The sequence below is a fragment of the Serratia sp. CY47444 genome (assembly GCF_052168635.1).
Classification (GTDB): domain Bacteria; phylum Pseudomonadota; class Gammaproteobacteria; order Enterobacterales; family Enterobacteriaceae; genus Serratia; species Serratia bockelmannii.
In genome coordinates, this window is record NZ_JBJNMH010000002.1 from 104,713 (window position 1) to 126,931 (window position 22,219).

Sequence of the window (22,219 nt, forward strand, 5' to 3'; positions counted from 1 at the left end):
TAAGGATGCAAAAAGTATTGATTACCGGCTTTGAGCCGTTTGGCGGAGAACGCCTTAACCCCTCCTGGGAAGTGGTGAAGCAGCTCAATGATATGGAGCTGGTCGGCACGCGCATCGTGGCGCGCCAGCTGCCGTGCGTGTTCGGCGCGGCGCTGGAGGCGCTCAACGCGGCGATCGATGAGGTGCAGCCGGTGATGGTGCTGGCTATCGGCCAGGCCGGCGGCCGCACCGATATCACGATTGAACGGGTGGCGATCAACGTCGACGATGCGCGCATTCCCGACAATCAGGGGCAGCAGCCGGTGGACGAGCCGATCGTCGCCGGCGGTCCGGCGGCCTATTTCAGCACCTTGCCGATCAAAGCGATGGTCAGTTCGATGCGCGAAGCTGGCATTCCGGCCGCCGTTTCGCAGACTGCCGGCACCTACGTGTGCAACCATGTGATGTATGGGCTGCTGCACCGTTTGAGCGGCCAGCGTGAGGTGAAGGGCGGCTTTATCCATATTCCGTACCTGCCGGAACAGGCGGCGGCCCACCCCGGTGCGCCGAGCATGGCGGCTTCGACGGTGCTGTTTGCGCTGGAGCTGGCCGTTTCCATTGCTTTGCAGGTGGAACACGATCTGAAAGTGGTGGGCGGCGCGACGCATTAATCAAGAGAATCCCCGGCGCATCGGGCTGCGCCGGGTCTACGCAAGGAGTGGTCTATGCCGGAAGGACCGGAGATTCGCCGGGCGGCGGACAAACTGGCGGCGGCGGTGATCGATCAGCCGTTGACCGCCGTCGATTTCGCTTTTCCTCAGTTGAAACACTATCGCCAGCGTCTGATCGGCGAGCGTATCGTCGCCATCGAGCCGCGCGGCAAGGCGCTGCTGACCCATTTCTCCAATGGGCTGACGATGTACAGCCATAACCAGCTGTATGGCGTGTGGAAAGTGGCGGCGGCAGGAGAGACGCCGGAGACCAAACGCGATCTGCGGGTGCGACTGGAAACCGCCCGCAGCGCGATATTGCTCTACAGCGCTTCCGACATTACCGTCGGGCCGCGCGAGGAAATAGAACAGCACCCGTTTTTGCAACGCATCGGCCCTGACGTGTTGGACATGTCGCTGACGGTAGACGCCGTGGCGGAGCGGTTGCTGACGCCGCGTTTTCGCCGCAGGCAGCTGAGCGGCATGCTGCTCGACCAGGCATTTCTTGCCGGATTGGGCAATTATCTGCGTGCCGAAATCCTGTGGCAGGCCGAACTGGCGCCGCAGCATAAACCGCAGGATTTGACGCCAGAGGCGCTGCGCCGTCTGGCGGAGGCGTTGCTGGCAGTGCCGCGCCTTTCCTACCAGACGCGCGGGCAGGCGGATGACAACCGGCATCACGGCGCGCTGTTTCGCTTCAAGGTATTTCATCGCAGCGGTGAGCCTTGCGAACGCTGCGGCGCGATGATTGTGCGCACCGAGCTGTCATCGCGGCCGTTTTATTGGTGCCCGGGTTGCCAGAAATAACCAAAAAAAACGCCGCCCGAAGGGGCGGCGCTGTGCGGTTTCAGCCAGGAAAGCGGCTTACTTGTTTTTCAGCTGGGATTTGAAATCACGCTCGGCATAGCCGGTGTACAGCTGACGCGGACGGGCAATTTTGATGCCTTCGTCGTGCATTTCGTTCCAGTGGGCGATCCAGCCGATGGTGCGTGCGATGGCGAAGATCACGGTGAACATGGAAGAAGGAATGCCCATCGCCTTCAGGATGATGCCTGAGTAGAAGTCGACGTTCGGGTACAGTTTCTTCTCGATGAAGTACGGGTCGTTCAGCGCGATGTGTTCCAGCTCCATCGCGACCTGCAGCAGGTTGTCGTCCTTCTTGTTCAGCTCTTTCAGCACTTCGTGACAGGTTTCGCGCATCACGGTGGCGCGCGGATCGTAGTTCTTGTACACGCGGTGGCCGAAGCCCATCAGGCGGAAGGAGTCGTTCTTGTCCTTGGCGCGCTTGATGAACTCTGGAATGTGCTCGACGGTCTTGATCTCTTCCAGCATTTTCAGCGCCGCTTCGTTGGCGCCGCCGTGTGCCGGCCCCCACAGGGAGGCGATACCGGCCGCGATGCAGGCGAACGGGTTGGCGCCGGAAGAGCCGGCGGTGCGCACGGTCGAGGTAGAGGCGTTCTGCTCATGGTCGGCGTGTAGGATCAGGATGCGGTCCATGGCGCGTTCCAGCACCGGGTTCACCACGTACTCTTCGCACGGGGTGGCGAACATCATGTGCAGGAAGTTGCCGGCATAGGACAGATCGTTGCGCGGGTAAACGAACGGCTGGCCCAGGGAGTATTTGTAGCACATCGCGGCCACGGTCGGCATTTTGGACAGCAGACGGAACGCGGTGATTTCGCGGTGACGTTCGTTGTTGACGTCCAGCGCATCGTGGTAGAACGCCGCCAGCGCACCGGTCACGCCGCACAGCACCGCCATCGGGTGCGAGTCGCGACGGAAGCCACGGAACAGATGGGTGATCTGGTCGTGGATCATGGTGTGACGGGTTACGGTCGTCTTGAAGGTTTCGAACTCTTCCGGCGTTGGGGTCTCGCCGTACAGCAGGATGTAGCACACTTCCAGGTAGGAAGATTCTTTCGCCAGCTGCTCGATAGGGAAGCCGCGGTGCAGCAGCACGCCTTTGTCGCCGTCGATGAAGGTAATCTTGGATTCGCAAGAAGCGGTGGAGGTAAAGCCGGGATCAAATGTGAAATAACCTTTGGAACCCAGAGCGCGGACATCGAGGACATCAGGGCCCAGTGTCGGTGTCAATACGCCCAGTTCGATCGGAGCTTCGCTGTCGTTAATGGTTAGCGTCGCTTTCTTATCAGTCATTTACTGTCTCCTTAGCGCCTTATTTTAAAAAACCACTAACAACTGAAATACCTTAAATCTCTGCAGGTTGCCCGCAAAAAATGGTGCGGACGCTAACTCTGTGAGCGACTGCGCAACTGTGCGCGGGTAGGGTACAGAGTGCTGACCAGGCGAACGAGACGGGTGACCAGTTGTTAACGATTCAGAGTAATTCGTTATAGTCTGTTAATCTTACCTATGAGCTGTTCGAAGAGATGTGAACCTATCCCAATAATCTGTTTTTATGTGCTTTATTTGCTTTTGACGCCGGCAAACTCGAGCGGGAAACAACGTCTATTGGGATAGGTTCGCCAAATACACTGTTGCATAACTCGAACCCGGGAGGAAGTGTATCTGCTGACCCATAGCGCATCATAGGACCGTTTGTGCCCCTATATGTAATGGAAATGTTGATCTCTTGTCAAATCAGATAATTAATTTTGCACTAATTGTGAAATCCGTGATCTGAATCACTGTTCGGGGGAAATGTTATCAAAGCGGTTGTATGAGAATTGTAATCAGAATGTGATCCTCCTATACTGCCGCCAGGTCTCCGGATTACCCTGAAGTAGGAGCACCCAGCGTTATAAATGCGCGCCGTTTGAGCACAGAGGATGTTGATGTTTGAGCGCGTGACGTGTAAGGGTTTTAGGCTCTTAACGCTGTCTGATCCCCGCCCAGGCCCGGAGGAAGGAAAATAATAAGAGCTGTGTGGGCAAATACGTGAAAAAACAACGACCTGTCAACTTGGATCTGCAAACGATCCGGTTCCCCGTAACTGCGATAGCGTCTATCTTACACCGAGTCTCTGGCGTAATTACCTTCGTTGCCGTGGGTATCCTCCTCTGGCTGCTGGGCCTGTCACTCTCTTCCCAAGAGGGGTTCCTGCAGGCGGCCGCCATCATGAATAGCTTCATCGTCAAATTCATATTCTGGGGCATCCTCACGGCGCTGGCCTATCACATTTGCGGTGGCATCCGTCACTTGTTAATGGATTTTGGCTACATCGAAGAGAGTTTGGCCGCCGGTACCCGTTCCGCCCAGGTGGCGATCGGTCTGACCGTCGTGCTGTCAGTTCTGGCTGGAGTCCTCGTATGGTAAACAACGTTTCTGCATTAGGGCGCAACGGCGTGCACGATTGGCTGCTGCTGCGTGCTTCCGCGATCATCATCACCCTGTACGTCCTGTATATCCTGGGCTTTTTCGTCACGGCTCCGGAACTCACTTATGACATTTGGCGCGGTTTCTTCGCCACTTCCATTACGAAAGTGTTCACTCTGCTGACCTTGCTGTCGATTCTGGTGCACGCCTGGATCGGGCTGTGGCAGGTGCTGACGGACTACGTCAAGCCGCTGGCTGTTCGCCTGGTGTTGCAGCTGGCTGTCGTGGTCGCGTTGCTGGTCTATTTACTGTACGGAACAATCGTAGTGTGGGGTGCTTAAATGAAACTGCCAGTCAGAGAGTTTGATGCCGTCGTAATCGGCGCCGGCGGTGCGGGCATGCGTGCCGCGCTGCAAATTTCCCAAGCGGGCTCGACCTGTGCCCTGCTGTCCAAAGTTTTCCCGACCCGTTCCCATACCGTGTCTGCACAGGGCGGCATTACCGTCGCGCTGGGCAACAGCCACGAGGACAACTGGGAATGGCATATGTACGACACGGTGAAAGGGTCCGACTATATCGGTGACCAGGACGCCATCGAATATATGTGTAAAACCGGCCCGGAAGCAATTCTGGAACTGGAACACATGGGCCTGCCGTTCTCTCGTCTGGACGACGGCCGCATTTATCAGCGCCCGTTCGGCGGTCAGTCGCTGAACTTCGGCGGCGAGCAGGCGGCGCGTACCGCAGCCGCAGCCGACCGTACCGGTCACGCGCTGTTGCACACCCTGTACCAACAGAACCTGAAAAACCACACCACCATCTTCTCCGAGTGGTATGCGCTCGATCTGGTGAAAAACCAGGATGGCGCGGTGGTCGGCACCACGGCTATCTGCATCGAAACCGGTGAAGTGGTTTACTTCAAAGCCAAGGCCACCGTGCTGGCGACCGGCGGCGCAGGCCGTATTTATCAGTCCACCACCAACGCCCACATCAACACCGGCGACGGTGTCGGCATGGCGCTGCGCGCTGGCGTGCCGGTGCAGGACATGGAAATGTGGCAGTTCCACCCGACCGGCATCGCTGGCGCGGGCGTACTGGTGACTGAAGGCTGCCGCGGCGAAGGCGGTTACCTGCTGAACAAACACGGCGAGCGCTTCATGGAGCGTTATGCGCCGAATGCCAAAGATCTGGCGGGCCGCGACGTGGTTGCCCGTTCGATCATGATCGAAATCCGCGAAGGCCGCGGTTGCGACGGTCCTTGGGGCCCGCACGCCAAGCTGAAGCTGGATCACCTGGGCAAAGAGGTACTGGAATCCCGTCTGCCGGGCATTCTGGAGCTGTCCCGCACCTTCGCGCACGTCGATCCGGTGAAAGAGCCGATCCCGGTTATCCCAACCTGTCACTATATGATGGGCGGCATTCCGACCAAGGTGACCGGCCAGGCGCTGACCGTGAACGAGAAGGGTGAAGACGTGGTGATCCCGGGGCTGTTCGCCGTGGGCGAAATCGCCTGCGTATCGGTGCACGGCGCCAATCGCCTGGGCGGCAACTCGCTGCTCGACCTGGTGGTGTTCGGCCGTTCCGCCGGCATGCACCTGCAGGAATCGCTGGAAGAGCAGGGCGTGAGCCGTGACGCCAGCGACTCCGACGTGGAAGCCTCGTTGGACCGTCTGAACCGTTGGAACAACACCCGTTCCGGTGAAGACCCGGTCGAAATTCGCAAAGCGCTGCAGTCTTGCATGCAGCACAACTTCTCGGTATTCCGTGAAGGCGATGCGATGGCCAAGGGCCTGGAAGAACTGAAAGTGATCCGTGAACGTCTGAAGAACGCACGCCTGGACGATACCTCCAGCGAGTTCAACACCCAGCGCATCGAGTGCCTGGAGTTGGATAACCTGATGGAGACCGCGTATTCCACCGCTGTGTCGGCCAACTTCCGTACCGAGAGCCGTGGCGCACACAGCCGCTTCGACTACCCGGAACGCGATGACGCCAACTGGCTGTGCCATTCGCTGTATCTGCCGCAATCGGAAAGCATGACGCGTCGTGAAGTGAACATGCAACCGAAGCTGCGCCCGGCATTCCCGCCGAAAGTGCGTTCTTACTAATTGCGGAGATCGACAGATGAAACTCGAATTTTCCATTTATCGCTACAACCCGGATGTCGATGACGCGCCGCACATGCAGGATTACACCCTGGAAGCGGAAGAAGGTCGCGACATGATGCTGCTGGATGCGTTGATCCAGTTGAAAGAAAAAGACCCGACCCTGTCGTTCCGTCGCTCATGCCGTGAAGGCGTATGCGGTTCCGATGGCCTGAACATGAACGGTAAAAACGGCCTGGCGTGCATCACCCCGATTTCGTCGCTGCGCAAAGGCAACGGCAAGATCGTGATCCGTCCGCTGCCGGGCCTGCCGGTGGTGCGCGATCTGGTGGTGGATATGGGCCAGTTCTATACCCAGTATGAAAAGATCAAGCCATACCTGCTGAACGACGGCAAGAACCCGCCGGCGCGCGAGCACCTGCAGTCGCCGGACCAACGCGCCAAGCTGGACGGTCTGTACGAGTGCATCCTGTGCGCCTGCTGCTCGACCTCTTGCCCATCGTTCTGGTGGAACCCGGACAAGTTCATTGGCCCAGCCGGTCTGTTGGCGGCGTATCGCTTCCTGATCGACAGCCGTGACACGGAAACGCAAGAACGTTTAGATGATCTGGACGACGCTTTTAGTGTTTTCCGCTGCCATAGCATTATGAATTGTGTCAGTGTATGTCCTAAAGGCTTGAACCCGACGCGTGCGATCGGGCATATCAAGTCCATGCTGCTGCAACGCGGCGCATAAACGGAATGAGATGCTGCGCCGGGCTCTTTTCCGGCGCACATCCCATAGGGGAGGGAACCTCTAAAAACTGACCCGCGGCTGCGGCGCTATGCAGCCTGGTTCTTCCGCCGGTTTTTAGAGGTTCCTTGTAAGGGACCGCAAGGTCCATAACAGAACGTATCGGGCCGTCATGGCCGCAAGTACGTCGAGTGAACCGTTTTACGGCAAACCGTATTCATCACGGTAATTATGTTAACCACGGCGAAAACTAAAGCTTCAAAGCTTAAGGGATCATGATGCAGAACGGCGCAATGAAGGCCTGGCTGGATTCCTCCTATCTGGCGGGCGCGAACCAGTCTTACATAGAACAGCTCTATGAAGACTTCTTAACCGATCCGGGTTCCGTTGAAGATAGCTGGCGTTCCATTTTTCAACAGCTACCAACCGCGGGTGTCAAACCCGATCAGCTTCACTCTCAAACGCGCGATTACTTCCGCCGCCTGGCGAAAGACTCCGCGCGCTACAATACCACCATCACCGATCCGGAAACCGACGCCAAACAGGTCAAGGTACTGCAGCTTATCAACGCCTTCCGCTTCCGCGGGCATCAGCATGCCAACCTCGATCCGCTCGGCCTGTGGCAGCGCGAGCAAGTTCCTGACCTTGATCCCGCTTACCACAACCTGACCGAAGCCGATTTCCAGGAAACCTTCAACGTGGGCTCTTTCGCCATCGGCAAAGAAACCATGAAACTGGGCGATCTGTACGCCGCGCTGAAGCAGACCTATTGCGGGTCGATCGGTGCTGAGTACATGCATATCACCAACACCGAAGAGAAACGCTGGATCCAGCAGCGCATCGAATCGGTGGTGGGGCGCGCCAGCTTTACCGCCGACGAAAAACGCCGTTTCCTGAACGAGCTGACTGCGGCGGAAGGCCTGGAACGCTACCTGGGCGCCAAATTCCCGGGCGCCAAACGCTTCTCGCTGGAAGGCGGCGACGCGTTGGTGCCGATGCTGAAAGAGATGGTGCGCCACGCCGGTAAGAACGGCACGCGCGAAGTGGTGTTGGGCATGGCCCACCGCGGCCGTCTGAACGTGCTGATCAACGTGCTGGGCAAAAAGCCGGCCGATCTGTTCGACGAATTCGCCGGTAAGCATAAAGAACACCTCGGCACCGGTGACGTGAAATATCACCAGGGCTTCTCTTCCGACGTGGAAACCGAAGGCGGCATGGTTCACCTGGCGCTGGCGTTCAACCCGTCGCACCTGGAGATCGTCAGCCCGGTGGTCATGGGCTCGGTACGTGCCCGTCGCGATCGTCTGGACGAAGCGCGCAGCAACATGGTGCTGCCGATCACCATCCACGGCGACGCCGCCATCACCGGCCAGGGCGTGGTTCAGGAAACCCTGAACATGTCTCAGGCTCGCGGTTATGAAGTGGGCGGCACCGTGCGTATCGTCATCAACAACCAGGTTGGCTTCACCACCTCCAACCCGCTGGATGCGCGCTCTACCGAATACTGCACCGACATCGCCAAAATGGTTCAGTCGCCGATCTTCCACGTTAACGCGGACGATCCGGAGGCCGTGGCCTTCGTCACCCGCCTGGCGTTGGATTTCCGTAACACCTTTAAGCGTGACGTGATGATCGATCTGGTCTGCTACCGTCGCCATGGGCACAACGAGGCCGACGAGCCGAGCGCTACCCAGCCGGTGATGTATCAGAAGATCAAGAAACACCCTACGCCGCGCAAAATCTACGCTGACGTGCTGACCGAGCAGAAAGTGGCCAGCCTGGAAGATGCCACGGAAATGGTCAACCTGTACCGCGACGCGCTCGACCGCGGCGATTGCGTGGTTGAAGAGTGGCGTCCGATGAACCTGCACTCCTTCACCTGGTCACCGTATCTGAACCACGAGTGGGACGAAGAGTACCCGAGCAAGGTTGAGATGAAGCGCCTGCAAGAGCTGGCACGTCGCATCAGCACCGTGCCGGAAGCGATTGAAATGCAGTCGCGCGTGGCGAAAATCTACGCTGACCGCGCCGAGATGGCGGCGGGCAACAAGCCGTTCGACTGGGGCGCTGCCGAAACGCTGGCTTACGCGACCATGGCGGATGAAGGCATCCCGATCCGCATCTCCGGTGAAGACGCCGGCCGCGGCACCTTCTTCCACCGTCACGCGGTGGTGCACAACCAGAAAAACGGTTCCGTCTATGTTCCGCTGGCGAATATTCACAGCGGCCAGGGCGAATTCAAGGTCTGGGACTCCGTGCTGTCTGAAGAGGCGGTGCTGGCGTTCGAATACGGCTACGCCACGGCGGAACCGCGCACGCTGACCATCTGGGAAGCGCAGTTCGGTGACTTCGCCAACGGCGCACAGGTCGTTATCGACCAGTTCATCAGCTCCGGCGAGCAAAAATGGGGCCGTATGTGCGGCCTGGTGATGCTGCTGCCGCACGGCTATGAAGGCCAGGGCCCTGAGCACTCTTCCGCGCGTCTGGAACGCTATCTGCAGCTGTGCGCAGAGCAGAACATGCAGGTGTGCGTCCCGTCTACGCCGGCGCAGGTTTACCATATGCTGCGTCGTCAGGCGCTGCGCGGTATGCGCCGTCCGCTGGTGGTGATGTCGCCGAAGTCGCTGCTGCGTCACCCGCTGGCGATTTCTTCGCTGGACGAGCTGGCCAACGGCACCTTCCTGCCGGCGATCGGCGAGATCGACGACTTGGATCCGAAAGCGGTCAAGCGCGTCGTGCTGTGCTCCGGCAAGGTCTACTACGACCTGCTGGAACAGCGTCGCAAGAACGAGCAGAAAGACGTGGCCATCGTGCGTATCGAGCAGCTGTATCCGTTCCCGCATCAGGCCGTGCAGGCCGTGCTGGAACAATACTCGCACGTGCATGATTTCGTCTGGTGTCAGGAAGAGCCGCTGAACCAGGGCGCCTGGTACTGCAGCCAACACAACTTCCGTGAAGTGGTGCCGTTCGGGGCTTCTTTACGTTACGCAGGACGTCCGGCCTCCGCCTCTCCGGCAGTGGGCTATATGTCCGTACACCAGAAGCAGCAGCAGGCTCTGGTGAACGACGCGCTGAATATTGACTAATGTTCGCTCGCTTGCCGGCCGAGGGCCGGCAAGCAGATGATAAAAAACTTAAGGGAAAGCTAAATGAGTAGCGTAGATATTCTGGTTCCTGACCTTCCTGAATCGGTTGCCGATGCGACCGTAGCCACCTGGCACAAAAAACCGGGCGACAGCGTGCAGCGTGATGAAGTCCTGGTTGAAATCGAAACCGACAAAGTGGTGTTGGAAGTGCCGGCCAGTGAAGCGGGTATTCTCGATGCTATCGTGGAAGAAGAGGGCGCGACCGTGCTGTCTCGCCAGCTGCTCGGCCGCATCCGTCCGGGCGACAGCTCCGGCAAGCCGACCGCTGAGAAGAGCCAAGAGAAAGAAGCCACGCCTGCACAGCGCGCTACCGCGAGCCTGGAAGAAGAAAGCAATGACGCGCTCAGCCCGGCGATTCGCCGCCTGATCGCCGAACACGATCTCGATGCTGGCGCCATCAAAGGCACCGGCGTGGGTGGCCGCATCACGCGTGAAGACGTGGAAGCGCACCTGGCCAAAGGCGGCGCCGCTGCCAAACCGGCCGCCGCCGCTGAAACCGCACCGCAGCCTGCTCTGGCCGGCCGCAGCGAAAAACGCGTGCCGATGACCCGCCTGCGCAAACGCGTTGCCGAGCGTCTGCTGGAAGCGAAGAACAGCACCGCGATGCTGACCACCTTCAACGAAATCAACATGCAGCCGATCATGGACCTGCGCAAGCAGTACGGCGAAGCCTTCGAGAAGCGCCACGGCGTGCGTCTGGGCTTCATGTCCTTCTACATCAAGGCCGTGGTTGAAGCGCTGAAGCGCTTCCCGGAAGTGAACGCGTCGATCGACGGTTCCGACGTGGTTTACCACAACTACTTCGACATCAGCATCGCGGTTTCTACCCCGCGCGGCCTGGTGACGCCGGTACTGCGCGATGTAGACGCCATGAGCATGGCTGACATCGAGAAGAAAATCAAAGAGCTGGCCGTTAAGGGCCGCGACGGCAAACTGACCGTTGAAGAGCTGACCGGCGGTAACTTCACCATTACCAACGGCGGCGTATTCGGCTCCCTGATGTCTACCCCGATCATCAACCCGCCGCAGAGCGCCATCCTGGGCATGCACGCCATCAAAGATCGCCCAATGGCGGTCAATGGTCAGGTGGTGATCCAGCCGATGATGTATCTGGCGCTGTCTTATGACCACCGCCTGATCGACGGTAAAGAATCCGTCGGCTATCTGGTGACGGTCAAAGAGATGCTGGAAGATCCGGCTCGTCTGCTGCTGGACGTCTAGTAACCCTTGCCGGGCGCGGCGTGCCGCGCCCGCACTCTGTGCTATGTGGCCGGAAAACCATGCGGTTTACCGCGTAATAATGGTCCGGCTAAAAACCTTCAGAACTGAATGGATAGAACATCATGAATTTACACGAATATCAGGCAAAACAGCTGTTTGCTCGGTATGGCATGCCGGCACCAACCGGTTACGCCTGTACCACTCCGCGTGAAGCAGAAGAAGCCGCATCCAAAATCGGCTCCGGCCCGTGGGTGGTGAAATGTCAGGTTCATGCTGGCGGCCGTGGTAAAGCGGGCGGCGTTAAAGTCGTCAACAGCAAAGAAGATATCCGTGCTTTCGCGGAAGCCTGGTTGGGCAAGCGTCTGGTGACTTACCAGACTGACGCGCTGGGCCAGCCGGTTCACCAGATCCTGGTAGAAGCGGCGACCGACATCGATAAAGAGCTGTACCTGGGCGCGGTAGTGGATCGTTCTACCCGTCGCGTGGTGTTCATGGCGTCTACCGAAGGCGGCGTGGAAATCGAGAAGGTGGCGGAAGAAACCCCAGAACTGATCCACAAAATGACCATCGATCCGCTGGCGGGTCCACAGCCTTATCAGGGCCGTGAGCTGGCCTTCAAACTGGGCCTGACCGGTAAGCAAGTCAGCCAGTTCGCCAAGATCTTCATGGGCCTGGCGACGCTGTTCCTGGAGCGCGATCTGGCGATGGTTGAGATCAACCCGCTGGTGATCACCAAGCAGGGCGATCTGGTGTGCCTGGACGGCAAACTGGGCGCCGACGGCAATGCCCTGTTCCGCCAGCCGGAACTGCGTGAAATGCGTGACCCTTCTCAGGAAGACGAGCGCGAATCCCGTGCGGCTCAGTGGGAGCTGAACTACGTTGCCCTCGACGGCAACATCGGCTGCATGGTTAACGGCGCCGGTCTGGCGATGGGCACCATGGACATCGTTAAACTGCACGGCGGCGAACCGGCCAACTTCCTGGACGTTGGCGGCGGCGCGACCAAAGAGCGCGTGACCGAAGCGTTCAAAATCATCCTGTCCGATGACAAGGTGAAAGCGGTTCTGGTTAATATCTTCGGTGGTATCGTACGTTGCGATCTGATCGCCGACGGCATCATCGGCGCAGTGGCCGAAGTGGGCGTTAACGTCCCGGTCGTGGTGCGTCTGGAAGGGAACAACGCCGAACTGGGCGCCAAGAAACTGGCGGACAGCGGCCTGAATATCATTGCTGCGACCAGCCTGACTGATGCGGCTCAGCAAGTTGTTGCAGCAGTGGAGGGTAAATAATGTCCATTTTAATCGATAAGAACACCAAAGTAATTTGCCAGGGCTTCACCGGTAGCCAGGGGACTTTCCACTCCGAACAAGCTATCGCTTACGGCACCAAAATGGTTGGCGGCGTAACCCCGGGCAAAGGCGGCACTCAGCATCTGGGTCTGCCGGTGTTCAACACCGTGCGCGAAGCGGTTGAAGCGACCGGCGCGACTGCCTCGGTCATCTACGTTCCAGCGCCTTTCTGCAAAGACTCCATCCTGGAAGCGATCGATGCCGGCATCAAACTGATCATCACCATCACCGAAGGCATCCCGACCCTGGACATGCTGACCGTGAAAGTGAAGCTGGACGAAGCCGGCGTGCGCATGATCGGGCCGAACTGCCCTGGCGTGATCACCCCGGGCGAGTGCAAAATCGGCATCATGCCTGGCCACATCCACCTGCCGGGCAAAGTGGGCATCGTTTCCCGCTCCGGTACCCTGACCTATGAAGCGGTGAAACAAACCACCGATGCCGGTCTGGGCCAGTCCACCTGCGTGGGCATCGGCGGCGACCCGATCCCGGGCTCCAACTTCATCGATATCCTGAAGATGTTCCAGCAGGATCCGCAGACCGAAGCGATCGTGATGATCGGTGAGATCGGCGGCAGCGCTGAAGAAGAAGCGGCAGCTTACATCAAAGAACACGTCACCAAACCGGTTGTCGGCTACATCGCCGGCGTAACCGCGCCGAAAGGCAAGCGTATGGGCCACGCGGGCGCCATCATCGCAGGCGGCAAAGGCACGGCGGACGAGAAGTTTGCTGCGCTGGAAGCGGCGGGCGTGAAAACCGTTCGCAGCCTGGCGGACATCGGCGACGCGGTAAAAGCGGTGCTGAAGCGCTAAGATCTTAGTACGAAATAATAATATCTCGACATGTTTGGCCACCCATTGGGTGGCCTTTTTTATGGGGGAAGATCAGAAATCGTTGAGTGCTTTGATCAGCGCGATCCGATCCTGCAGGCGGCGCTGTTGCACCGGATCCGCGGCGGTTTGCCGCTGTTTTTCCAGCGAGGTGAGGGCGGTGCGGTAATCGTCGGCGTTGCGGAACAGCGCGTCTTTGACGTTGATCGAGGCGACGTTGGTGTAGCGGCCATCGTCGGTGGTCGGCACCTGGATAACGCCTTCATTGAGCAGCCGTTTGACGATCGCCCGCTGCGGTTCGTACCCCTCCATGCCGACCAGCTTCCAGCGCTGCGGCGTCACGCCCTGATACTGGCCGTGTTTCACTTCCGCCAGGTAGCGCAGAGCCAGGTGGCGAATGGTGCCTTCTTCTTCACCGTATTGCGCTTTGCTGTCAAACAGCACCGGGAAGGATTGCCCCTCCAACGCGCCGCCCTTTTGCGTCAGGTGGCCCATGCGGTAACTGTTCATGCCCAGGCGGATCGGCATGTCGTCGGTGACCGGTGTGCCGTCCGCCAGGCGCAGATCGACGATGCGCGAACCGGCGGGCTGGCGCAGATCGATGGTGTAAGTGACGCCGTCGAAGAAATCGTTGGTGGAATATTTGGACGATCGCCGCGCCGGGTTAAAGCTGTAGGTGACGTCGCCCGGCTGCAGCTGATTGAAATAGTCGGCGGACCACTCCATGTAGCGTTTAAGCGCTTTGCCGTTGAGCTGATAAACGGTGATCTCGCCGCCGGCGTATTGGTAGTTAAAGGCGATGTCCTTGGCCTTGATGTCGCCGACGTTCAATTTGGCGCGATCGTTGTCGATCTGCAGGGCGATCACCTGAGCCAGCGGCGCATAGTGGCGGGCGGCCTGCTGGAACAGCGCGCTGATGCCGGTATCCTGCACGTGAACCTGGGGAATGCCGCGAAACTCGTCGGCGGGCACCAGATCGCTGCCGCTCAGCTTCGCCACGACCCGGTTGGCGTTGGCGCGCAAAATGTCATGGTACGGCTGGTAGAGCGCTTGCATGGCGCTGTCCGGCGCCAGCCCTTTGATCGGGTAGGTGTAGCTGTTTTTGTCGATCAGCGTGAATTTGCCGTCGCGGCGTTCAAACTGCAGGTCGATGCGCGACAGCGCGCGGCCGTATTTATCCGGCTCGGTGATGATGACGCCGTTAACCACCGCTTTGTCGATCTTAACATGCATGTGGCCGGCGACGATCGCCGCCAGCTCCGGGTTGGCGTTGGCGATGTCGGCCACGCCGGTGCCGGGGCGCTGGTTCTCGTTGTCGATGCCCATATGCGCCACCAGCACGATGGCGTCGACCTGGCCGTCGATTTGCCTGATGACCTGTTTCACCGCCTGCACCGGATCGGTGAAGTTCAACCCTTTGATGCGATCGGTGCCCTTGGCGAATTCCGCGGTCATCGGCGTGTCCATGCCGATAATGCCAATTTTCACCCCCTGGCGTTCGACGATGGTGTAGGCCGGCAGGTAGGGCTTGCCGTTGTCCCAGACGATATTGCCCGCCAGCGCCGCGCCTTTGAACTGCTTGAGCGGCGTAGCCAGTACCGGTAGGCCGAAGTCGAACTCGTGGTTACCCATCACCCAGACATCATAATTGAGCGCGTTGAGGCCCAGCATCATCGGGCTGACGGCCTCATGCTTGAAGGTTTCGACGAAATTGCCCTGAATGGTGTCGCCGGCGTCCACCAGGATCAGGTTGGGCTGCTCGGCCCGCACCTGTTTGACCTGAGTGGCTATCTGGCTCAGGCTGCCCGCCAGATTTTCCGTGTCGCTGGCGTAGTCCCAGGGCACGAAAGTGCCGTGCAGATCGGAAGTACCCAGCAAGGTGATATTTACCGTTTCGGCGGCCATGACGTTTCCCGAGAGTCCCAATACAGAGGCAAAGATGATTTTTTTCATAAGTTATTGTCACTCAATGTAATTTTAACATTAGTGGTCATTTTGCTACAAAATCGCAACCTTTACGATCCCATCGCGAGAAATAGACTAATATTGGAGAGAGATTTGTTGTTTTGTGACTGCTATCACTGTCACGGCTTATTGGAAATAAAAGGTTAATTATGTCGCATAATAAGCGCGTAATAATACAATGGCGGCTCTTTTAAATTACATTTATTTAACACAAAAATATCATTAAAAAACAATTAAACCATTGCGCAACATGACCCTAAGAAAATTATGCGAAATGTGCTGATGAATATGGAAATAAGATGCGGATAGGCTTAAATTGTCTCAGATCAAATTAGCCCGAAGTACCTCTTTCGGCTAAGATTTGACCTGTAACCAAAAGTCTAACCCACGTCACGTAAAAACCTATTTATTGTGTGGGATTGGGCGAGTATCATCCATGTTGTGATTATGGATGGTTGATCTTGTTGCATTTGTTACCCGTTGTCGGTTTTCAGTGGCGTGCTTGTCGAGGGCCCGAGGGGCTATTGGCCGAGTGTGCGGTTGAAAGCGGAGAAGCTGGATCAAATTTGTTGTGTTTAAGGGCATTCACTGCGGGGCGTTACTGGCAGCTTTGAAAGAAGCGTGCCGATAACCGCGTGTCGGAGTCTTCCTGCGAGGAGCAAGGAGTCAAGATGTTTGATATTGTCGAACTGTCGCGCTTACAGTTTGCTTTAACGGCGATGTACCATTTCTTATTTGTCCCATTAACGCTCGGTATGGCGTTCTTGCTGGCAATTATGGAAACGGTATATGTCCTGTCTGGCAAACAAATTTATAAAGACATGACCAAATTCTGGGGAAAGTTATTTGCGATTAACTTTGCTCTGGGTGTGGCCACCGGTTTGACCATGGAGTTCCAGTTCGGGACTAACTGGTCGTATTTCTCTCACTACGTCGGCGATATCTTCGGGGCCCCTCTGGCTATCGAAGGTCTGATGGCGTTCTTCCTTGAATCGACGCTGGTCGGCCTGTTCTTCTTCGGCTGGGATCGTCTGAGCAAGGTGCAGCACATGGCGGTAACCTGGTTCGTGGCCCTCGGCTCCAACCTGTCCGCGCTGTGGATCCTGGTCGCCAACGGCTGGATGCAGAACCCGATCGCTTCGGATTTCAACTTCGAAACCATGCGCATGGAGATGGTCAGCTTCTCCGAACTGGTGCTGAACCCGGTTGCGCAGGTGAAATTCGTTCACACCGTGGCTTCCGGCTACACCTGCGGCGCGATGTTCGTGCTGGGTATCAGTTCCTACTATCTGCTGAAAGGCCGCGACATCGCCTTTGCCAAGCGCTCCTTCGCCATCGCTGCCAGCTTTGGTATGGCTGCCATTCTGTCCGTTATCGTTCTGGGTGATGAATCCGGCTACGAAATGGGCGACGTGCAGAAAACCAAACTGGCCGCTATCGAAGCGGAATGGGACACCCAGCCGGCACCGGCGTCCTTCACCCTGTTCGGCATTCCCGATCAGGACAAGATGGAAAACTCCTTCTCTATTCAGATCCCGTATGCGCTTGGCCTGATCGCCACCCGCTCCACGGACACTCAGGTCACCGGCCTGAAAGATCTGATGGCGCAGCATGAAGTGCGCATCCGCAACGGGATGAAAGCCTACCAGCTGCTGGAAGAGCTGCGCGGCGGCAATACCGATCCTGCGGTGCGTGCCGAATTCAACAAAACCAAGCAAGACCTGGGCTACGGCATGCTGCTGAAGCGCTATACCCCGAACGTCACCGACGCGACGGAAGCGCAAATCCAGCTGGCGACCAAGGACTCCATTCCGCGCGTGGCGCCGCTGTACTTCGCCTTCCGCATCATGGTGGCCTGTGGCGTGATCATGCTGTTGATTATCGGCCTGTCGTTCTGGAACGTGATCCGCGGCCGCATCGGCCAGAAAAAATGGCTGCACCGCGCGGCGCTGTACGGTTTGCCGCTGCCTTGGATCGCGATCGAGTCGGGTTGGTTCGTGGCGGAATACGGCCGTCAACCGTGGGCGATTGGTGAGGTGCTGCCGACGGCGGTCGCCAACTCTTCGCTGACCGCGGGCGACATTCTGTTCTCAATGGGGCTGATCTGCGGCTTGTACACCCTGTTCCTGGTGGCTGAATTGTACCTGATGTTCAAGTTTGCGCGTCTGGGTCCAAGCAGCCTGAAAACCGGCCGCTATCACTTTGAACAACCGACTGCCGCCGTGCAGGAAGCGCGCTAAACAGGAGTCCACGTATGTTTGACTATGAAGTACTGCGATTTATTTGGTGGGTCCTGGTTGGCGTTCTGCTGATCGGCTTCGCCGTCACCGACGGTTTCGACATGGGCGTCGGCATTCTGGTGCGCATCATCGGCAAAACCGACACCGAGCGCCGGGTGATGATCAACTCCATCGCTCCGCACTGGGACGGTAACCAGGTGTGGCTGATCACCGCCGGCGGCGCGCTGTTCGCCGCCTGGCCGATGGTCTACGCAGCGGCCTTCTCCGGCTTCTACGTCGCCATGATCCTGGTGCTGGCCGCCTTGTTCTTCCGCCCGGTCGGTTTCGACTACCGTTCCAAGCTGGAGAGCAGCCGCTGGCGCAACATGTGGGACTGGGGCATCTTCATCGGCTCCTTCGTGCCTGCAGTGGTATTCGGCGTGGCGTTCGGCAACCTGCTGCAGGGCGTGCCGTTCCACATGGACGAGTACATGCGCCTGTTCTACACCGGCAACTTCTTCCAACTGCTGAACCCGTTCGGTCTGTTGGCGGGCGTGGTCAGCCTGACCATGCTGGTCACTCAGGGCGCGACCTACCTGCAAATGCGCACCACCGGCGAGATCCACCTGCGTTCACGCGCTGCGGCACAGATCGCGACGCTGATCATGGCGGTATGTTTCCTGCTGGCGGGCGTATGGCTGGTGAAAGGCATCGACGGCTTCGTTGTGACGTCGGCGTTGGACACCCTGGCGGAATCCAACCCGATGCGTAAAGAAGTGGCGCATCAGGCCGGTGCCTGGCTGATCAACTTCAACAAGTATCCGCTGCTGTGGGCCTTGCCTGCGCTGGGCGTGGTGCTGCCGTTGTTCACCATCCTGTTCTCGCGTCTGGAGAAGGGCGCGCTGGCGTTCGTCACCTCGTCGCTGACCATCGCCTGCGTCATCCTCACCGCCGGGGTCACCATGTTCCCGTTCGTGATGCCGTCGAGCACTGTGCCTAACGTCAGCCTGACCATGTGGGATGCGACCTCGAGCCTGTTGACGCTGAAAGTGATGACCGTCGTGGCGGCGATCTTCGTGCCTATCGTTTTGGCGTACACCAGCTGGTCGTACTACAAAATGTTCGGTCGCCTCGACAAGAACTACATCGAAAACAACAAGCACTCGCTGTACTAAGGATAAGGAGCTAAACCATGTGGTATTTTGCCTGGATTCTCGGAACGCTTCTTGCCTGCGCCTTCGGCATTATCACGGCGCTGGCGCTTGAGCAGAGCGAAGCGACCAAAGCTCAGCAAGACGGTAAGTGATGAGCTCGTCCGTGATTGACAAGCTGTACGCTGTCACCGACAAGGGCCCGATCCGGGCCCTTTCCCTGGTGCTGGCGTTGATTTTGGCGGGGTGCGTGTTCTGGGATCCGACGCGTTTCGCCGCCAAAACCAGCTCGCTGGAGATTTGGGAAGGGCTGTTGCTGATTTGGGCGGTGTGCGCCGGGGTGATCCACGGTTTCGGATTCCGCCCACAGCGCAGCGTCTGGCGCGCTTTTTTCGCGCCGCTTCCCGCCATTGTGATCTTGTTCGCAGGATTACTTTACGTTTCTTTATAATCTCCCCGATGTCCCCTTGTTATGGGCCCTCACGGCCCATAATTATTTTCATTCCCATCTTGTAACCCATTCCCAACCCGATCCGTCTTGCGTATAGTAGCAGCGTTAAATTGCATTGCTGGGAAGTAGAGTGAGTAATACGTTGTTTCGATGGCCGGTTCGCGTTTACTACGAGGATACCGATGCCAGTGGTGTGGTCTATCACGCCCGCTACGTCGCCTTTTTTGAAAGAGCGCGCACAGAGATGCTGCGTCAGCACAACTTTCATCAACAGCAGCTGCTCAGTGAACAAGTCGCTTTTGTCGTCCGGCGCATGACGGTGGATTATCTGGCTCCGGCTCGTCTCGACGAGCAACTGGAGGTCCAGAGCGAAATCACCTGTCTGCGCGGGGCTTCTCTCACGTTTGCTCAACGCATTGTCAATTCTGACGGGGCCCTACTGAGCCAGGCAGATGTCCTGATTGCCTGTATTGATCCACACCAAATGAAGCCAAGAGCGCTTCCTAAGTCTATTGTCGCGGAGTTTAAGCAGTGACTGACATGAACATCCTAGATTTATTCTTGAAGGCGAGCCTGCTGGTTAAGCTTATCATGTTGATTTTGATATGCTTCTCGGTAGCTTCTTGGGCGATCATCATTCAGCGCACCCGCATCCTCAATGCGGCGACGCGTGACGCCGAAGCCTTTGAAGACAAATTCTGGTCCGGTATCGAGCTTTCCCGTCTGTACCAGGAAAGTCAGGCGCGTCGCGATAGCCTGACCGGTTCCGAGCAGATCTTCCATTCCGGCTTCAAAGAGTTCGCTCGCCTGCACCGCGCCAACAACCATGCGCCGGAGTCGGTGATCGAAGGGGCGTCGCGCGCGATGCGCATTTCGATGAACCGCGAGCTGGAAACGCTGGAAACCCATATTCCGTTCCTCGGCACCGTCGGTTCGATCAGCCCGTACATCGGCCTGTTCGGCACCGTGTGGGGGATCATGCACGCCTTTATCGCGCTGGGCGCGGTGAAACAAGCCACGCTGCAGATGGTAGCGCCGGGTATCGCCGAAGCGCTGATCGCCACCGCGATCGGTCTGTTCGCCGCTATCCCGGCGGTAATGGCCTACAACCGCCTCAACCAGCGCGTCAACAAGCTTGAGCAGAATTACGACAACTTTATGGAAGAGTTCACCGCTATTCTGCATCGTCAGGCCTTCTCCAGCGACAGCAAATAAGTAGGAGGTAGCATGGCGAGAGTACGTGGACGTAGTCGGCGCGAGCTGAAGTCCGAAATTAACATCGTTCCGCTGCTCGACGTGTTGCTGGTGCTGCTGCTGATCTTTATGGCAACCGCGCCAATCATCACGCAGAGCGTGGAGGTTGACCTGCCGGACGCCACCGATTCCAAAACGGTGTCCAGCGATGACAATCCGCCGGTGATCCTTGAGGTTTCCGGCGTAGGTCAATACACCCTGGTGGTGGACCATAACCGTATGGAGCTGCTGCCGCCTGAGCAAGTCGCGGCCGAAGCCAAGTCGCGTTTGGCGGCTAACCCGAAAACGGTCTTTTTGATCGGCGGTGCGAAGGAAGTCCCTTACGATGAGATTATTAAGGCATTGAATATTCTCCATCAGGCGGGCGTGGCTTCCGTGGGGCTGATGACCCAGCCGATCTGACCGTGAGGCGAACGGCAACCCGGTTCCTGCGCTGCGGCCCAGGAACCCCGTATAAGCAACACCAGTTTTTGGGAATCTATTTTGGTAAAGGCAACTGAGCAAAACGATAAGCTGAACCGCGCCGTTATTGTTTCGGTCGTTCTGCACTTCATATTGATTGCCCTGCTGATTTGGGGATCGCTGCAGGAAAAGGTCGACATGGGCGCCGGCGGTGGCGGTGATGGCACCGTGGTGGGCGCAGTGATGGTCGATCCTGGCGCGGTGGTGGAGCAATACAACCGCCAGCAGCAGCAGAGCAACGATGCGCAGCGTGCCGAGAAGCAGCGCCAGAAAAAGGCGGAGCAACAGGCCGAAGAGCTTCAGCAGAAGCAGGCGGAGCAGCAGCAGCGCCTGAAGGAGCTGGAGAAAGAGCGTTTGGCGGCGCAGGAGAAAGCTGCGCAGGACGCCAAGGCGCAGGCTGAGCAACAGCAGAAGGCAGCGGAGCAGCAGAAACAGGCCGCCGAGCAGCAAAAAGCGGCGGAAGCCGCCGCAGCCAAGGCCAAAGAGCAACAGAAGGTCGCCGAAGCCGCCGCCGCCAAGGCGAAGGCCGAAGCGGAAAAGGTCGCCAAGGCACAGGCGGACGCGCAGAAGAAAGCCGAAGCGGAAGCCAAGAAAGAAGCGGCCGCCGCTGCCGCCGCCAAGAAACAGGCGGAAGAGGCGAAGAAAGCCGCAGCTGCCGCCGCAGAGCAAAAAGCCGCAGAGGCCGCGGAGAAGAAAGCGGCCGCTGAAGCCGAGAAAAAAGCCGCAGCGGAAGCCGAGAAGAAGGCTGCCGCTGAGGCAGAGAAGAAAGCGGCCGCCGCTGAGAAAGCTGCGGCAGCCAAGAAAGCCGCTGCGGACGCCAAGAAGAAGGCCGCCGCTGAGGCTGCGAAACAATCGGATGAAGTGAGCGATCTGTTTGGCGGCCTGGCGGACGGCAAGAACGCGCCGAAGGGCGGCGGTGCCAAATCGAAAGGTGATGGTAAACCGGCCGGGCAGGGCAATGCCAAGGCGGCAGGCGCCAGCGGGGCGGATATCAATGGTTATATTGGGCAGGTTAAAAACGCGATTGAAAGCAAGTTCTATGACGCCAGTTCGTTCGCCGGAAAAACCTGTGACCTGCGTATCAAGCTGGCGCCGGACGGCCTGCTGATAAGTGTACAACCGGCGGGAGGCGATCCGGCATTGTGCCAGGCCGCGGTATCTGCCGCCAAGTTGGCGCATATACCGAAGCCGCCGAGCGATGCCGTTTATCAGCATGTTAAGAATGCTACCCTTGAATTCAAACCTTAATAATGGTTGTTTGAGCTGAGTAAGATCACAGGGATGTACTAAGGTAACCAACAGGGATTATGTAGTTTTACGTAAGTTGGTTTGTTAAAATTCTGCTAATTTATCGCAGGCATCCCGCCT

Annotated in this window: 20 protein-coding genes; 18 read left to right on the forward strand and 2 right to left on the reverse strand. The window is 58.1% G+C overall.

Translation table 11 applies throughout. The features are described 5' to 3' along the window. Window positions 1–5: 5 nt before the first annotated feature. Together pcp and nei are read left to right on the forward strand one after the other, a co-directional pair. Complete coding sequence (gene pcp / locus ACJ8IL_RS04635) at window positions 6–650, forward strand: pyroglutamyl-peptidase I (protein ID WP_016928732.1); 645 nt, start codon at window positions 6–8, stop codon at window positions 648–650. Window positions 651–704: 54 nt separating this feature from the next. Further along, complete coding sequence (gene nei / locus ACJ8IL_RS04640; RefSeq protein ID WP_025301879.1) at window positions 705–1,496, forward strand: endonuclease VIII; 792 nt, start codon at window positions 705–707, stop codon at window positions 1,494–1,496. A gap of 57 nt (window positions 1,497–1,553) precedes the next feature. On the opposite strand, the gene ACJ8IL_RS04645 is transcribed toward nei, so the two are convergent. Beyond that, on the reverse strand, window positions 1,554–2,846 hold the full coding sequence (locus ACJ8IL_RS04645; RefSeq protein WP_016928730.1) for a citrate synthase: 1,293 nt from the start codon (window positions 2,844–2,846) through the stop codon (window positions 1,554–1,556). 729 nt (window positions 2,847–3,575) lie between these two features. Here ACJ8IL_RS04645 and sdhC point away from each other — a divergent pair. The 8 genes from sdhC (at window position 3,576) to sucD (ending at window position 13,331) form a co-directional block, all read left to right on the forward strand. Beyond that, a complete protein-coding gene (sdhC, locus tag ACJ8IL_RS04650) occupies window positions 3,576–3,965 on the forward strand; it encodes a succinate dehydrogenase cytochrome b556 subunit (RefSeq protein WP_004939893.1) in 390 nt (129 codons plus the stop codon). Then, a complete protein-coding gene (gene sdhD / locus ACJ8IL_RS04655) occupies window positions 3,959–4,306 on the forward strand; it encodes a succinate dehydrogenase membrane anchor subunit (protein ID WP_004939891.1) in 348 nt (115 codons plus the stop codon). Before sdhC ends, sdhD begins: the two co-directional genes overlap by 7 nt. Continuing rightward, window positions 4,307–6,073, forward strand: a complete 1,767-nt coding sequence (gene sdhA, locus ACJ8IL_RS04660; RefSeq protein WP_015376974.1) for a succinate dehydrogenase flavoprotein subunit — start codon at window positions 4,307–4,309, stop codon at window positions 6,071–6,073. Window positions 6,074–6,089: 16 nt separating this feature from the next. Continuing rightward, window positions 6,090–6,806: a succinate dehydrogenase iron-sulfur subunit gene (locus ACJ8IL_RS04665; RefSeq protein WP_025301880.1), complete on the forward strand. Its 717-nt coding sequence runs from the start codon at window positions 6,090–6,092 to the stop codon at window positions 6,804–6,806. 275 nt (window positions 6,807–7,081) lie between these two features. Continuing rightward, window positions 7,082–9,889 carry a 2-oxoglutarate dehydrogenase E1 component gene (gene sucA, locus ACJ8IL_RS04670; protein ID WP_025301881.1) on the forward strand — a complete coding sequence of 936 codons (2,808 nt, stop codon included), beginning with the start codon at window positions 7,082–7,084 and terminating at the stop codon, window positions 9,887–9,889. Window positions 9,890–9,952: 63 nt separating this feature from the next. After that, window positions 9,953–11,170 (forward strand): 2-oxoglutarate dehydrogenase complex dihydrolipoyllysine-residue succinyltransferase, encoded by a 1,218-nt coding sequence (gene odhB, locus ACJ8IL_RS04675; protein ID WP_197835350.1) that lies wholly within the window; start codon window positions 9,953–9,955, stop codon window positions 11,168–11,170. Window positions 11,171–11,292: 122 nt separating this feature from the next. Beyond that, complete coding sequence (sucC, locus tag ACJ8IL_RS04680; RefSeq protein ID WP_025301883.1) at window positions 11,293–12,459, forward strand: ADP-forming succinate--CoA ligase subunit beta; 1,167 nt, start codon at window positions 11,293–11,295, stop codon at window positions 12,457–12,459. Further along, window positions 12,459–13,331: a succinate--CoA ligase subunit alpha gene (sucD, locus tag ACJ8IL_RS04685; protein WP_004939878.1), complete on the forward strand. Its 873-nt coding sequence runs from the start codon at window positions 12,459–12,461 to the stop codon at window positions 13,329–13,331. Before sucC ends, sucD begins: the two co-directional genes overlap by 1 nt. Before the next feature lie 72 nt (window positions 13,332–13,403). On the opposite strand, the gene ACJ8IL_RS04690 is transcribed toward sucD, so the two are convergent. Beyond that, complete coding sequence (locus tag ACJ8IL_RS04690) at window positions 13,404–15,302, reverse strand: bifunctional metallophosphatase/5'-nucleotidase (RefSeq protein ID WP_060432600.1); 1,899 nt, start codon at window positions 15,300–15,302, stop codon at window positions 13,404–13,406. A 683-nt stretch (window positions 15,303–15,985) separates the two neighbouring features. Here ACJ8IL_RS04690 and cydA point away from each other — a divergent pair. The 8 genes from cydA (at window position 15,986) to tolA (ending at window position 22,099) form a co-directional block, all read left to right on the forward strand. Continuing rightward, a complete protein-coding gene (gene cydA, locus ACJ8IL_RS04695; protein ID WP_019454034.1) occupies window positions 15,986–17,554 on the forward strand; it encodes a cytochrome ubiquinol oxidase subunit I in 1,569 nt (522 codons plus the stop codon). Between the two features lie 14 nt (window positions 17,555–17,568). Next, the gene (gene cydB / locus ACJ8IL_RS04700; RefSeq protein WP_019454033.1) at window positions 17,569–18,708 is read left to right on the forward strand and encodes a cytochrome d ubiquinol oxidase subunit II; all 1,140 of its coding nucleotides are present in this window, start codon (window positions 17,569–17,571) and stop codon (window positions 18,706–18,708) included. Window positions 18,709–18,725: 17 nt separating this feature from the next. Then, window positions 18,726–18,839 (forward strand): cytochrome bd-I oxidase subunit CydX, encoded by a 114-nt coding sequence (gene cydX, locus ACJ8IL_RS04705; RefSeq protein ID WP_004939868.1) that lies wholly within the window; start codon window positions 18,726–18,728, stop codon window positions 18,837–18,839. Beyond that, window positions 18,839–19,135: a cyd operon protein YbgE gene (ybgE, locus tag ACJ8IL_RS04710; protein ID WP_025301885.1), complete on the forward strand. Its 297-nt coding sequence runs from the start codon at window positions 18,839–18,841 to the stop codon at window positions 19,133–19,135. The genes cydX and ybgE overlap by 1 nt, the downstream gene beginning before the upstream one ends. 130 nt (window positions 19,136–19,265) lie before the next feature. Continuing rightward, on the forward strand, window positions 19,266–19,670 hold the full coding sequence (ybgC, locus tag ACJ8IL_RS04715) for a tol-pal system-associated acyl-CoA thioesterase (RefSeq protein WP_025160034.1): 405 nt from the start codon (window positions 19,266–19,268) through the stop codon (window positions 19,668–19,670). After that, a complete protein-coding gene (tolQ, locus tag ACJ8IL_RS04720; RefSeq protein ID WP_004939862.1) occupies window positions 19,667–20,350 on the forward strand; it encodes a Tol-Pal system protein TolQ in 684 nt (227 codons plus the stop codon). The genes ybgC and tolQ overlap by 4 nt, the downstream gene beginning before the upstream one ends. A gap of 12 nt (window positions 20,351–20,362) precedes the next feature. Continuing rightward, window positions 20,363–20,791 carry a colicin uptake protein TolR gene (tolR, locus tag ACJ8IL_RS04725; protein ID WP_004939859.1) on the forward strand — a complete coding sequence of 143 codons (429 nt, stop codon included), beginning with the start codon at window positions 20,363–20,365 and terminating at the stop codon, window positions 20,789–20,791. 81 nt (window positions 20,792–20,872) lie between these two features. Beyond that, entirely contained in the window at window positions 20,873–22,099 is a 1,227-nt protein-coding gene (tolA, locus tag ACJ8IL_RS04730; protein WP_025301886.1) for a cell envelope integrity protein TolA, read from the forward strand. Window positions 22,100–22,219: the final 120 nt, after the last annotated feature.